This window comes from Mycobacterium sp. pW045, assembly GCF_041287085.1.
In the GTDB taxonomy this organism is placed as follows: domain Bacteria; phylum Actinomycetota; class Actinomycetes; order Mycobacteriales; family Mycobacteriaceae; genus Mycobacterium; species Mycobacterium algericum_A.
The window spans coordinates 1-13,275 of record NZ_JBGGKU010000013.1 but is presented as its reverse complement, the minus strand read 5'-3'; the positions used below and the strand labels follow the sequence as shown (position 1 = coordinate 13,275).

Annotated in this window: 14 protein-coding genes; 6 read left to right on the top strand and 8 right to left on the bottom strand. The window is 68.7% G+C overall.

The window, feature by feature from the left end; translation table 11 throughout:
* Positions 1-8: 8 nt before the first annotated feature.
* The 3 genes from ACAG20_RS18850 to ACAG20_RS18840 are packed head-to-tail and all read right to left on the bottom strand — an operon-like array spanning position 9 to position 1,951.
* The gene (locus ACAG20_RS18850; RefSeq protein WP_370493675.1) at positions 9-689 is read right to left on the bottom strand and encodes a uracil-DNA glycosylase; all 681 of its coding nucleotides are present in this window, start codon (positions 687-689) and stop codon (positions 9-11) included.
* The gene (locus ACAG20_RS18845; protein ID WP_370493674.1) at positions 686-976 is read right to left on the bottom strand and encodes a DUF1330 domain-containing protein; all 291 of its coding nucleotides are present in this window, start codon (positions 974-976) and stop codon (positions 686-688) included. Before ACAG20_RS18845 ends, ACAG20_RS18850 begins: the two co-directional genes overlap by 4 nt.
* Positions 977-985: 9 nt before the next feature.
* Positions 986-1,951 carry a thiamine-phosphate kinase gene (locus tag ACAG20_RS18840; protein ID WP_370493673.1) on the bottom strand — a complete coding sequence of 322 codons (966 nt, stop codon included), beginning with the start codon at positions 1,949-1,951 and terminating at the stop codon, positions 986-988.
* A gap of 38 nt (positions 1,952-1,989) precedes the next feature.
* On the opposite strand from ACAG20_RS18840, the gene ACAG20_RS18835 reads away from it, so the two are divergent.
* A complete protein-coding gene (locus ACAG20_RS18835; RefSeq protein ID WP_370493672.1) occupies positions 1,990-2,535 on the top strand; it encodes a DUF3515 domain-containing protein in 546 nt (181 codons plus the stop codon).
* Positions 2,536-2,604: 69 nt separating this feature from the next.
* On the opposite strand, the gene ACAG20_RS18830 is transcribed toward ACAG20_RS18835, so the two are convergent.
* Positions 2,605-3,720 (bottom strand): D-alanine--D-alanine ligase family protein, encoded by a 1,116-nt coding sequence (locus ACAG20_RS18830; RefSeq protein ID WP_370493671.1) that lies wholly within the window; start codon positions 3,718-3,720, stop codon positions 2,605-2,607.
* 27 nt (positions 3,721-3,747) lie between these two features.
* Complete coding sequence (locus ACAG20_RS18825; protein ID WP_370493747.1) at positions 3,748-4,746, bottom strand: NAD(P)H-dependent glycerol-3-phosphate dehydrogenase; 999 nt, start codon at positions 4,744-4,746, stop codon at positions 3,748-3,750.
* A gap of 162 nt (positions 4,747-4,908) precedes the next feature.
* On the opposite strand from ACAG20_RS18825, the gene cofC reads away from it, so the two are divergent.
* The 3 genes from cofC (at position 4,909) to ACAG20_RS18810 (ending at position 8,774) form a co-directional block, all read left to right on the top strand.
* Entirely contained in the window at positions 4,909-5,574 is a 666-nt protein-coding gene (cofC, locus tag ACAG20_RS18820; RefSeq protein WP_370493746.1) for a 2-phospho-L-lactate guanylyltransferase, read from the top strand.
* Positions 5,567-7,774 (top strand): RNA degradosome polyphosphate kinase, encoded by a 2,208-nt coding sequence (locus tag ACAG20_RS18815; protein ID WP_370493670.1) that lies wholly within the window; start codon positions 5,567-5,569, stop codon positions 7,772-7,774. The genes cofC and ACAG20_RS18815 overlap by 8 nt, the downstream gene beginning before the upstream one ends.
* Before the next feature lie 67 nt (positions 7,775-7,841).
* The gene (locus ACAG20_RS18810; RefSeq protein ID WP_370493669.1) at positions 7,842-8,774 is read left to right on the top strand and encodes an NUDIX domain-containing protein; all 933 of its coding nucleotides are present in this window, start codon (positions 7,842-7,844) and stop codon (positions 8,772-8,774) included.
* Positions 8,775-8,822: 48 nt separating this feature from the next.
* Here the strand turns inward: ACAG20_RS18810 and ACAG20_RS18805 are convergent, their stop codons facing one another.
* The 3 genes from ACAG20_RS18805 to leuC all read right to left on the bottom strand — a co-directional run bounded on the left by ACAG20_RS18805 (position 8,823) and on the right by leuC (position 11,747).
* Entirely contained in the window at positions 8,823-9,515 is a 693-nt protein-coding gene (locus tag ACAG20_RS18805; RefSeq protein WP_370493668.1) for an HU family DNA-binding protein, read from the bottom strand.
* A gap of 188 nt (positions 9,516-9,703) precedes the next feature.
* On the bottom strand, positions 9,704-10,300 hold the full coding sequence (leuD, locus tag ACAG20_RS18800; RefSeq protein ID WP_370493667.1) for a 3-isopropylmalate dehydratase small subunit: 597 nt from the start codon (positions 10,298-10,300) through the stop codon (positions 9,704-9,706).
* Between the two features lie 28 nt (positions 10,301-10,328).
* Complete coding sequence (gene leuC, locus ACAG20_RS18795; RefSeq protein ID WP_370493745.1) at positions 10,329-11,747, bottom strand: 3-isopropylmalate dehydratase large subunit; 1,419 nt, start codon at positions 11,745-11,747, stop codon at positions 10,329-10,331.
* Positions 11,748-11,803: 56 nt separating this feature from the next.
* Between leuC and ACAG20_RS18790 the strand changes: the two genes are divergently transcribed.
* Together ACAG20_RS18790 and ACAG20_RS18785 are read left to right on the top strand one after the other, a co-directional pair.
* Positions 11,804-12,505, top strand: coding sequence for an IclR family transcriptional regulator (locus tag ACAG20_RS18790; RefSeq protein ID WP_370493666.1), 702 nt, complete (start codon positions 11,804-11,806; stop codon positions 12,503-12,505).
* A gap of 120 nt (positions 12,506-12,625) precedes the next feature.
* Positions 12,626-13,126, top strand: coding sequence for a pyridoxamine 5'-phosphate oxidase family protein (locus ACAG20_RS18785; protein ID WP_370493665.1), 501 nt, complete (start codon positions 12,626-12,628; stop codon positions 13,124-13,126).
* Positions 13,127-13,275: the final 149 nt, after the last annotated feature.

Genomic DNA, 13,275 nt, shown 5'->3' with positions numbered 1-13,275 from the left:
GATCGGCGCTAGGGCAGCCGCCAGTCGATCGGCTCGGCTCCCAGCTGTGCCAACAGTTCGTTGGCGCGACTGAACGGCCGGGATCCGAAGAACCCCCGCGACGCCGACAACGGCGACGGGTGCGGTGACTCGATCGCGACACAGTTGTCGGCCAGCATCGGTTTCAGCGTCCCCGCATCGCGGCCCCACAAGATCGCCACCATCGGCTGACTGCGGGCCACCAACGCGCGGATCGCGCATTCGGTGACCGCCTCCCACCCCTTGCCCCGGTGCGACGCGGGATTGCCCGGCCGCACGGTGAGCACCCTGTTGAGCAGCAGTACCCCGCGTTGCGCCCACGCCGACAGGTCACCGTTGGCCGGCCGGGGATAACCCAGGTCGGCGGTGTATTCGGTGAAGATGTTCTCCAGGCTGCGCGGCAGCGGCCGCACATCGGGGGCGACCGAGAAGCTGAGTCCCACCGCGTGACCGGGAGTCGGATACGGATCCTGCCCGACGATCAGCACCCGCACCGCGTCGAACGGAAAGGTGAACGCCCGCAAGATGTTCTGCCCGGCAGGCAGGTAGTGATGTCCGGCTGCCGTCTCCTCCCGCAGGAACTGGCCCATCGCGGCGACGTGCTCGGTCACCGGCGCCAGCGCGGCGGCCCAACCGGTCTCGACGAGTTCAGCAAGTGGGCGCGGAGTCACGCCAGCCCTTTGGCCAGCACCACAACCGCGTCGGCGCCGGCCTGCCGATCCTTGGAAATACGCCGGTATTCCGGCGATTCGGCCCACCGCCGGAAGGCATCCTCGTCGGGAAACGACATCAGCACCACTTTCTCCCGGTCCCAGTGACCCTCGACGACCTGTGGCGACTCATCGGCGGCCAGCAAGGTTCCCGAGTAGCGGCGAAAGACACCGGCGAACTCCGCCTGGTACCGGTCGTAAGCGGCGCGGTCGGTGAACCTGAGCTGGGCGATCACGTAGACGCTCACCGCGCCACCCTAGCTCTGGTAGGACTGCCAGCCCGCATCCCCATCCCATGGCGTCCCGTCGACCAGCACCCGGGCCGGCCCGTCGGCGACCCGACCGATCGCGCGCCAGCCGGCCGGAACCGTTCCGGGAAACGTGGCGACCAGCGCATGGTCCTCTCCCCCGCCCAACACCCACGCCCAGGCGTCCGCGCCGAGTGCCGTGGCGGCCGCGGCCAGCACCTGCTGATCGGCCGCCAATGCGGCGGTGGACACCTCGACCGTCACCTTCGACGCGGCGGCCAGGTGGCCCAGATCGGCGACCAAGCCGTCGGAGACGTCGGTCATCGCCTGTGCCCCGGCGTCCGCGGCCGCCGCTCCCTGCCCGTAGGGCGGCTCCGGGACGAGGTGGCGACGACGCAGCTCATCGAAGTTCTGCCGGCCGGCCACACCGCGCTCCCAGAGCCGATAACCGGCCGCTGAGCGGCCCAGCCCGCCGGCCACCGCCACCACCGCGCCAGGTCGCGCCCCCGAGCGCAGCACCGGCGCCCGGCCGGCCAGCTCACCGAGCACCGTCACCGAGACCACCCAGGAGTCGGCCTGCACCAGATCACCGCCGACCACGCCGGCACCCAATCGCCCGGCTTCGTCCCACATCCCGTCGGCCAGCGCCGCGGCATCGGCGGCCGCGGTATCCGCCGGCGCGCCGAAGCCGACGACGAACGCGGTGGGCCGCGCGCCCATCGCCTCGATGTCGGCGGCGTTCTGCGCGATCGCTTTGCGGCCGACGTCGTGCGGGCTCGACCAATCGAGCCGGAAATGCCGGCCTTGCACCAGCATGTCGGTGGAGATGACGGTGCGACCGTCGGGGCAGCGCACCACCGCCGCGTCGTCGCCGGGCCCCAGCTCGGTGCTGGCGGGCTGACGCCGACCGGCCACCAGCCGGTCGATCATGGGAAACTCTCCAAGCTGACCCAGCGTGGGCTCGTTACCGCGCACAGCCTGGAGTGTAAGTGCGAACAGATAGGTGGGCGGGTTTGATCGATCCCGGGGAGGACGCCGACGGGCCGCCGCGTGTCGCGCTGATCGCTGCGTTGGTGGTCGCCGTCGCCGCGGTGGCGGCCGCATTGGCCGTCGCGGCCGCGCACCGGCCGGAAAGTCAACCGGACGAGCCGCTGCGCGTCGCCACGGTGCCGGCCCCGCATGCCGGCGGCGCGGCCTGCCGTGCCGTGCTCGACGGGCTGCCCCAGCAGCTGGGCGATTATCACCGAGCCGAGATCGCGGACCCGGCGCCGACGGGGGTGGCGGCGTGGACGGCCGGCGCCGACGGGTCGGTGGTGCTGCGATGCGGGCTGGACCGACCGACCGACTTCGTGGTGGGTTCGCCCATCCAAGTGGTCGATCAGGTGCAGTGGTTCGAAGTGCGCGAAGGCGATCGCGCCACCTGGTACGCCGTGGACCGGCCGGTCTATCTGGCGCTGACACTGCCCCGGGGCTCGGGGCCCACCCCGATCCAGGAGCTGTCGGATCTGATCGCCGAGCACCTGGAGGCGGTGCGGATCAGGCCGGGACCGGCGACCTAGCGAACGTGCGCAAAAACGGTTGTGCCCGCGGCGCGTCGGCCGGGGACACGCCCGCTCGCGCGCGGATTCCTAGCGCAGGCCGACGCCGCGGGCCAGTGCGGTGTCGACCATCGTCGCCAGCAGCGTCGGGTAGTCGACACCGCTGGCCTCCCACATCCGCGGGTACATCGAGATCGTGGTGAACCCGGGCATGGTGTTGATCTCGTTGATCACCGGACCGGCGTCGGTGTGAAAGAAGTCCACCCGCGCCAGCCCCTGGCAGTCCAGCGCGGCGAACGCACGAATCGCCAACTGCCGCACCGTGTCCGCGACCTCGTCGTCGATCTTTGCGGGCACGTCGAGTTCGGCGGCGTCATCGAGGTACTTGGTGGCGAAGTCATAGAAGGAGTCGTCACGCTCGGCGCAGCCGCGCACCACCCGGATCTCCCCCACCGTGCTGGCCGCCACGGTGCCATCGGGGAATTCGAGCACGCCGCACTCGAGCTCGCGGCCGACGATGGCCGCCTCGACGATGACCTTCGGGTCGTGTCGGCGGGCCTCGGCGATGGCGGCGGGAAGCTCGTCATGTGAGCTCACCCGGCTGACCCCGATCGACGATCCGCCGCGCGCGGGTTTGACGAATAACGGCAGCCCCAGGCGCTCGCGGTCCTCGATCGACAGCGTCGCCTGGTGGGCCCGCAACACCGCGTACGGACCGATCGGCAGCCCATCGGCCGCCAGCAGCTTCTTGGTGAACTCCTTGTCCATCCCGGCGGCGCTGGCCAGCACCCCGGCACCGACATAGGGCACCCCGGCCAGCTCCAGCAGCCCCTGCACGGTGCCGTCCTCGCCGTAGGGGCCATGCAGCACCGGGAACACCACGTCCACCGACGCCAGCAGTTCGGTGGGCGCCCCGCCGGACAACGCGACCAGCTGGCCGCTTCGCTGCGGATCAGCGGGCAGCGTCAGTTCGGCGCCGGACGCCTTGCTCACCGCGGGCAGTTGCCGGCCGCTGATCGCCCAGGCGTCCGGGTCGCCGCTGGTGAGCACCCACGACCCTTCCGGCGTGATCCCCACGGCGATGACCTCGAAACGCTGCGGATCCAGGTTGCGCAGGATGCTGCCCGCCGACACGCAGGAGATCGCGTGCTCGCTGCTGCGGCCGCCGAACACGACGGCCACTCGGGTGCGTGCGTGGGAATTCACACGCCAGAGGGTACGGCAACGCCGGACTCACTCCGGTTTGGTGCGTCGCCCCAGCAGCAGCGCCACCGCCTCGTTCACCGACAGACCGGTGTGGCAAACGCGGTGAACGGCCTCGGTCAGCGGCATCTCCACGTCGTAGCTCGACGCCAGCGCCAGCACCGACTGGCACGACGTCACACCTTCGACGACGTGACCATCGGTGGTACCCGCCAGACCCGCCGGCCCCGGGAGCGGCGGCATGGCCTCGCCCTGGCCGAGCCGCTCACCGAACGACCGGTTGCGTGACCGCGGCGATGTGCAGGTGGCCACCAGGTCGCCGACTCCGGCCAGGCCGGCCAGCGTGGCACCTTTGGCGCCCAGCGCCACACCCAGCCGGATGATCTCGGCCAGCCCGCGGGTGATGATCGCCGCGGCGGTGTTCTCGCCCAGCCCCACCCCGGCGGCCATCCCGCAGGCCAGGGCGATGACGTTCTTGCAGGCGCCGCCGATCTCGGTGCCGATCACATCGGCGTTGGTGTACGGGCGAAAGTAGCCGGTGTTGAGCATTCGCTGCAGCGCCACGGCGCGCCCCGAGTCGGTGCAGGCGACCACCGTCGCGGCCGGCTGCTCGGCGGCGATCTCGGCGGCCAGGTTGGGGCCGGACACCACCGCGACCTGCCCGGGGTCTACCCCGGTCACCGCGGCGACCACCTGGCTCATCCGCATCAGGGTGCCCAGTTCGATGCCCTTGGCGACGCTGACCAGGGTCGCACCGTCGGTCAGCTGCGGCGTCCACGCCTCGAGGTTGGCCCGCATGGTCTGCGCCGGCACGGCGAGCACCACCGTGGTCAGGCCGTCCAGCGCCTCGGCGGCGTCGGTCGTGGCGCGGACCGCCTCCGGGACGGTGAAACCCGGCAGATAGTCCGGGTTGCGGCGGGTCTCGTTGATCTGGGCGGCGATGTCGGAGCGGCGCGCCCACAGCCTGACCTGGCTGCCCGCGTCGGCGAGCACCTTGGCCAGTGCCGTGCCCCACGCCCCGGCTCCCATCACTGCCACAGTGCCCTCGGTCCCGACCACCTTCACACCACCTCCCTGTAGGGGGTTCACCCTAGCGGGGCGCAGCCGGGAAACCGGTCCACCGCCGGCTGTCGCGACCACGATGCGTCGGTCGGCGAACCCGGCGCTGGCAGGATGTCGGTTGTGAACGCCATGGCCGAGGAATCCGGGATCGGCCTGATCATCGCCGTCAAGCGGCTCAGCGTGGCCAAGACCAGGCTGGCGCCGGCGTTTCCGGCACCGCTGCGAGAGACCGTCGTGCTGGCGATGCTGGTCGACACCATCACCGCGGCGTCGGCGGTCCAAGGCGTGCAGCACATCACCGTGGTCACCCCCGACGCGGCCGCTGCGGCGGCCGCGGCCGAGCTGGGCGCAGCGGTGCTGGCGGATCCGACGCCGGACGGACACGGGGACCCGCTGAACAACGCGCTGGCCGCTGCCGAACGCGCGGTGGCCGACTCGGTGCGCAATATCGTTGCGTTGCAGGGCGATCTGCCGGCATTGCAGTCCTACGAGCTCGACGAGGCGATCGCCGCAGCCCGCGCCCATCCGCGCAGCTTCGTCGCCGACCGGCACGGCATGGGCACCGCTGCACTGTTCGCGTTCGGCACCGCCCTGGAGCCGCGGTTCGGCCGGGATTCGTCGACGCGGCATCGACAATCCGGCGCATTGGAGCTGACCGGAGTCTGGCCGGGCTTGCGCTGCGACATCGACACCCCCGAAGACCTGGCGGTGGCACGGCGGCTGGGGGTCGGTCCGGCGACGGCGCGCGCACTCGCGCAGGCCAAGACCGGTGGCAGTGCCACCCGCGATGAGTAATGATCTCGTAGTGGATGAAACCGAGGTCGGCCAACGCACCGAGCCGCGCACCGACGAAACGGACTGGCGCCCCAATGACGCCACGCCGAGCGCCCCGCCGGCCGCCACCGCGGTCCCGCCGACCGAACCCGGCGACGAGCTGCCCGCGCACCGCTACCTGAACCGGGAGCTGAGCTGGCTGGACTTCAACGCGCGGGTGCTGGCACTGGCCGCCGACACCTCGCTGCCGTTGCTGGAGCGGGCCAAGTTTTTGGCGATCTTCGCCTCCAACCTCGACGAGTTCTACATGGTCCGGGTCGCCGGGCTCAAACGCCGCGACGAGATGGGGCTGTCGGTGCGTTCGGCTGACGGGCTGACACCACGCGAGCAACTGCGCCGGATCGGCGAGCAGACCCAGCAGATCGCCACCCGTCACGCCCGGGTGTTCCTCGAGTCGGTGCGACCGGCGCTCGCCGACGAAGGCATCCACATCGTGACCTGGGCCGACCTGCAACCGGACGAACGCGAGCAGTTGTCGGAGTACTTCCAAGAGCAGGTGTTCCCGGTGCTGACGCCGTTGGCGGTCGACCCGGCGCACCCGTTCCCGTTCGTCAGTGGCCTCAGTCTGAACCTGGCGGTCACGGTCAAGCGCCCCGAGGACGGCGGGAGCCATTTCGCCCGGGTGAAGGTTCCCGACAACGTCGACCGGTTCGTCGAACTCGACACCGGCGCCAAGGGCGGCGAGGGCCGCGGTGAGATCCGTTTCCTGCCGATGGAAGAGTTGATCGCGGCGTTCCTGCCGGTGCTGTTCCCCGGCATGGAGATCGTCGAGCATCACGCCTTCCGCATCACCCGCAACGCCGATTTCGAAGTCGAAGAGGACCGCGACGAGGATCTGCTGCAGGCGTTGGAACGCGAGTTGGCGCGACGCCGATTCGGATCACCGGTGCGCCTCGAGGTCGCCGACGACATGACCGAGAACATGCTCGAGCTGCTGCTGCGGGAGCTCGACGTGAATCCCGGCGATGTCATCGAGGTGCCCGGGCTGCTGGATTTGTCATCGTTGTGGCAGGTGTACCGGCAGGACCGTCCGGACCTCAAGGACCGTACCTTCGTCCCGGCCACCCACCCGGCATTCGCCGAACGTGAAACTCCCAAAAGCATTTTCGCCACCCTGCGTGAGGGTGATGTCTTGGTGCACCACCCCTACGACTCATTCGCCACCAGCGTCCAGCGGTTCGTCGAACAAGCCGCCGCCGACCCGGGTGTGCTGGCGATCAAACAGACGCTGTACCGCACCTCGGGTGATTCGCCGATCGTCACCGCCTTGATCGACGCCGCCGAGGCCGGAAAACAGGTGGTGGCGCTGGTCGAGATCAAAGCCCGGTTCGACGAGCAGGCCAACATCAAATGGGCCCGCAAGCTGGAACAGGCCGGCGTCCACGTGGTGTACGGCCTGATCGGACTGAAGACGCACTGCAAGGTCTCCTTGGTGGTGCGCCGTGAGGGTTCGGCGATCCGGCGGTACTGCCATATCGGCACCGGCAACTACAACAGCAAGACCGCACGGCTTTACGAGGACATCGGGCTGTTGACCGCCGACCCGGACATCGGGGCCGACCTCACCGACCTGTTCAACTCGCTGACCGGTTATTCGCGCAAGGACACCTACCGCAACCTATTGGTGGCCCCGCACGGCGTGCGGGCCGGCATCATCGAACGCATCGAACGCGAGGTCGCCGCGCACCGTGAAGGCGGCCAGGGCAGGATCCGGCTGAAGCTCAACTCCTTGGTCGACGAGCAGGTGATCGATGCGCTCTACCGCGCCTCGCGCGCCGGTGTGCAGGTCCAGTTGGTGGTGCGCGGGATCTGCGCACTGCGTCCGGGTGTCGAAGGCTTCTCCGAAAACATCGTCGTTCGGTCGATTCTGGGCCGTTTCCTGGAGCACTCGCGCGTCATCGAATGCAGTGCCATCAACGAATTCTGGATCGGCAGCGCCGACATGATGCACCGCAACCTGGACCGGCGGGTCGAAGTGATGGTGCAGGTGAAAGATCCGCGATTATGCGCGCAATTGAGCGACATGTTCGATTCGGCGATGGACCCGGCCACCCGCTGCTGGGAACTCGGGCCCGACGGCCAGTGGACCGCGGCACCGCAGGACGGTGCGACGGTGCGCGACCACCAGGTGTCCCTGATGGAACGACACCGCAATCCCTGAACCGAGACCGCCGGCAACCGCCATCGACCTTCGTCGATGACGCCCGAATCCAGCTGCAGGAGTGAACGTGCCCCCAAAGTCCTCGTCGAACGGCTCGGTGCCGCCGGACAGAACCGTCCACGCCGCAGGCGGGGTGCTGTGGCGCACTCGGCGTAAGACCGTCGAGGTGGCGCTCATTCACCGGCCCCGCTATGACGACTGGTCACTGCCCAAAGGCAAAGTCGATCCCGGGGAGACCGAACCGGTGACAGCGGTGCGGGAGATCCTCGAGGAGACTGGCCAGCGTGCCGAACTCGGGCGTCGACTGGGCTCGGTGAGCTACCCGGTCAGCCAGGGCGTCAAGAAGGTGCGCTATTGGAGTGCGCGGGCGCTGGGCGGTGATTTCGTGCCCAACCACGAGGTCGACGACCTGGTCTGGCTACCGGTCGGCGCGGCACTCAAGGAACTGCACTATCCCTACGATCGGAAGATATTGCGGCGGTTCGCCAAGGCTCCCGCCGACACCCGCACGGTGTTGATCGTGCGGCACGGCACGGCCGGGCGCCGGTCCCGGTTCTCCGGCGATGACACCCTGCGGCCGTTGGACAAGAACGGCCGCGCGCAGGCCGAGGCGCTGACTGAGCTGTTGCTGGCCTTCGGCGCTACCGACGTATACGCGGCCGACCGGGTCCGCTGTCATCAGACCGTCGAACCGCTGGCAGCCGAACTGGGCGTGGTCGTGCACAACGAGCCGACGCTGACCGAAGAGGCTTACTCCACTGCGCCCAAGAAAGCCCGCCGCAGGGTGCTGGAGATCGCCCGACTGGGCGGCACACCGGTTATCTGTACGCAGGGCAAGGTGATTCCGGACCTGATCGCCTGGTGGTGTGCCCGCAACGGCGTGAGCCCCGACAAGTCGCGCAACCGCAAGGGCAGTACCTGGGTGCTGTCGCTGGCGGACGGGCGACTGATCGCCGCGGACCACATGGGCAGTCCGCTGGCGACCCAAGTGCTGGTGTGAACAACCGAGCGCCGCGGGACTGACCCGCGGCGCTCGGCTTATTCGTGGTTACTTACGGCCTTTTCGTGCTGTGGCCTTGGTCGCCTTGCGGGCCGGGGCCTTCTTGGCCGCGGTCTTCTTGGCGGTCACCTTCTTGGCCGGAGCCTTCTTGGCTGCGGTCTTCTTGGCGGTCGCCTTCTTGGCCGGCGCCTTGGTTGCCGCCTTCTTGGCCGGAGCCTTCTTGGCTGCGGTCTTCTTCGCGGTCGCCTTCTTGGCCGGAGCCTTCTTGGCTGCGGTCTTCTTGGCCGGAGCCTTCTTGGCCGCGGTCTTCTTCGCGGCCGCCGGGGTGGCCTTCTTCGCCGCGGTCTTCTTGGCCGCGGCCTTGGTGGCCTTCTTGGCCGGCGACTTCTTCGCAGCCTTCTTCGCCGCCGTGGTGCCGGCGCCGGCGCCACGCTTGACCGCGAGCCCCTCGGCCGGGACACGCTGCGCACCAGAAACAATCGCCTTGAACTGCGCGCCCGGGCGGAATGCGGGGACCGAAGTCGGCTTTACCTTGACCGTCTCACCCGTGCGGGGATTGCGGGCCACGCGCGCGGCGCGCCGACGGCGCTCGAACACGCCGAACCCGGTGATGGTGACGCTCTCGCCCTTGTGGACGGCGCGCACAATGGCATTGACGAAGTGCTCGACGGCGTCGGTCGCCGACCGGCGGTCGGTGTCCAATTCCTTTGTGAGCACCTCGATGAGCTCTGCTTTGTTCATCCAATCCCTCCGAGACCAGTGGCCCTACTTGAGCCGACTAGAGCACACGGTAAACCCTGATACCACTGATATCCAAGAGCCACGCGCAATTTCAGATGAGATTATCGGCGAATTCCGCAATCCGGTTACTGCCCTTGGGTGCTGACCAGACCGCGCGATCGACCGGAATTAGGCGCCGGTACCTGCCGTCAGGAAGCCGGAACGGTGCGCGGTTTCCAACTCGGGCGGTCCGCCTCGAAGGCGGCGATCTCGTCCAGTTTCCGCAGCGTAAGGCCTATATCGTCAAGCCCTTCGGACAGTCGCCAAGCGGTGTAGTCGTCAATAGTGAACGCCACCACCGCCGTTCCGGCGGTGATATTCCGATCTTGAAGATTGACAGTGATTTCCAGCCCCGGGCTGGCCTCGATGAGTTTCCAGAGCAGTTCCACGTCGCCTTGGGCCACCTGGGCCGCCAGCAACCCCGCCTTGCCGGCATTGCCACGGAAGATGTCGGCGAAGCGTGAAGAGATCACCACCCGGAACCCGTAGTCGAGTAGGGCCCACACCGCGTGTTCCCGCGACGATCCAGTGCCGAAATCCGGCCCCGCCACCAGCACCGAACCCTGGTCGAACGGCTTGAGATTCAAGATGAACGACGGATCGGTGCGCCAGGTGGCGAACAGGCCGTCCTCGAATCCCGTCCGGGTGATGCGCTTCAAATAGACCGCGGGAATGATCTGGTCGGTGTCGACATTGGACCGCCGCAGCGGGACGCCGATTCCAGTGTGGGTGCGAAAGGCTTCCATGAGTAAACTCCTTTAAATACCGTGGCGGTCAGTTCAAGTCGGCGGGCGCCGACAACGTCCCGCGCACGGCGGTGGCGGCGGCGACGGCCGGAGAGACCAGGTGGGTCCGTCCGCCCTTGCCCTGTCGGCCCTCGAAATTGCGGTTGGAGGTCGACGCGCACCGCTGGCCCGGTGAAAGCTGGTCGGGGTTCATTCCCAGACACATCGAGCACCCGGGTTGGCGCCATTCCGCACCCGCGGCGGTGAAAACCTCGGCGAGGCCTTCGGCTTCGGCCTGGTTTCGCACCCGCATCGATCCCGGCACGACGAGCATCCGCACGCCGTCGGCGACCCGCCGGCCGCGCAGCACGTCGGCCACCGCGCGCAGATCCTCGATGCGGCCGTTGGTGCACGACCCGACGAATACCGTGTCGACCGCGATGTCCCGCATCGGCGTCCCCGGGCGAAGGTCCATGTAGGCCAACGCCTTCTCCGCGGCCCGCCGCTGGGCCTCGTCGCTGATCGTCTCCGGGTCGGGCACCGCCGCGCCCAGCGGCACGCCCTGGCCGGGGTTGGTCCCCCAGGTGACGAACGGGGTCAGCGCGGCCGCATCCAGGAACACCTCGGCGTCGAATTTCGCGCCCGGATCGGTGCGCAGGCTGTCCCAGTGGGCGACGGCGGCATCCCAGTCCGCACCGGCCGGTGCGTGCGGCCGGCCCCGCAGATAGTCATACGTGGTGTCATCGGGAGCGACCATGCCAGCTCGGGCACCGGCCTCAATGCTCATATTGCAGATCGTCATCCGAGCCTCCATCGACAACGCCTCGATGGCGCTGCCCCGGTATTCGATGACATAGCCCTGGCCACCGCCGGTGCCGATCTGGGCGATCACCGCCAGGATGATGTCCTTGGCCGTCACCCCTTCGGCCAGCACACCCTCGACGTTGACGGCCATCGTCTTGAAGGGCCGCAGCGGCAACGTCTGGGTGGCCAGCACGTGCTCGACCTCCGAGGTGCCGATACCCATCGCCAGCGCACCGAATGCGCCGTGGGTGGAGGTGTGACTGTCGCCGCAGACCACGGTCGTGCCCGGCTGGGTGAGACCCAATTGCGGTCCGATGATGTGCACGATTCCCTGTTCGATGTCGCCCATCGGGTGCAACCGGATGCCGAACTCGGCGCAGTTGTGCCGCAGCGTCTCAACCTGGGTGCGCGATACGGGATCGGCGATCGGCTTGTCGATGTCGATCGTCGGCACGTTGTGGTCCTCGGTGGCGATGGTCAGATCCGGGCGCCGGACACCACGGCCGGCCAGGCGCAGGCCTTCGAACGCCTGCGGACTGGTGACCTCGTGCACGAGGTGCAGGTCGATGTAGATCAAGTCGGGTTCGGTCCCGCCTCCGGAGACCACGACATGGTCGGCCCAGACCTTTTCGGCCAGGGTGCGAGGCTGCTGCGTCTTGGACATCACTGCCATTCCCCAAATCTGCGGTGTCTCACAATATGAGACGCTAGTATCTGTATATGGGACAGCATAGCGGCATCGGCGTTCTTGACAAAGCCCTGGTCGTGCTCCACACAGTCGCCGAATCACCCTGTGGCCTGGCCGAACTGTGTGAGCGCACTGGGTTGCCCCGCGCGACGGCACACCGGCTGGCCGCCGGGCTGGAGGCCCACCGGCTGCTCGGCCGCGACGACGACGGGCGCTGGCAGATCGGTCCGGCGGTCAGCGAACTGGCGGCCCGCGCCGACGATCCGCTGCGGGCGGCCGGTGCGGCGGTGCTGCCACGCCTGCGGGAGATCACCGGCGAGAGTGCGCAGCTATATCGTCGCGAGGGGTCCTCGCGGGTCTGCGTGGCGGCACTGGAACCCCCTGCGGGGCTGCGTGACACGGTTCCGGTCGGCGCCCGGCTGCCGATGACGGCCGGTTCGGGCGCCAAGGTGCTGCTGGCCTTCGCCGATCCGGCGCTGCAGCAGGAAGTGCTGGCGCAGGCGAAGTTCACCAGCCGCACCCTGTCGGAGGTGCGCCGGCGAGGCTGGGCGCAGAGCATCGCCGAGCGCGAACCGGGTGTGGCCAGTGTCTCGGCGGCGGTGCGCGACCGGCGCGGCGCGGTGGTGGCGGCCATCTCGGTGTCCGGCCCCATCGACCGGATGGGACGACGTCCCGGGGCGCGCTGGGCCACTGACCTGCTGGCAGCCGCCGACGCGCTCACCGCCCTGCTCTGATGCCGGACAGTCCCCGCAAGCGGGAGGCGCCCCCCCAGTGAACGCCCCCGTCTCATGCCGAGATCAGGTGCTTTCGCGTCTGCTCGCCGGGTCTTGGTGACCACCTGCCAGACTGCTGACATGGGAACCAAGCAACGCGCACAGATCGTTATGACCGACGCCGAGATCGCCGACTTCGTCACCACCCACCGCACCGGGACGCTGGCCACGATCGGCCCCGACGGACAACCGCATCTGACGGCGATGTGGTACGCGGTACTCGACGGCGAGATCTGGCTGGAGACCAAGGCCAAGTCGCAGAAGGCGGTCAACCTGCGGCGCGACCCGCGCGTCAGCTTCCTGCTCGAGGCCGGCCAGACCTACGACACGCTGCGCGGGGTGTCCTTCGAGGGTGTCGCGGAGATCGTCGACGACCCCGACACGCTCTTCCGGGTGGGCGTCAGCGTCTGGGAGCGCTACACCGGCCCCTACACCGACGAGATGAAACCGGGCGTCGACGCCATGATGAACAACCGGGTGGCTGTGCGGATCGTCACACGCCGCGCCCGGTCCTGGGACCACCGCAAGCTGGGCCTACCGGCGATGCCACTGGCCGGGTCGACCGCACCGGCGGGTGACTGAGTCCACACCGAAAGCACGACGGCCCGCGTCTTGGCAAAGACGCAGGCCTTGTGTGACGAGTACCCCCGATGGTGTGTGGTTCCAGGACATAGGAATGGCGTGTCTCAGGACATCGGAATAGGTTCAGGCCGCACCGTCAGCGGGTGTCG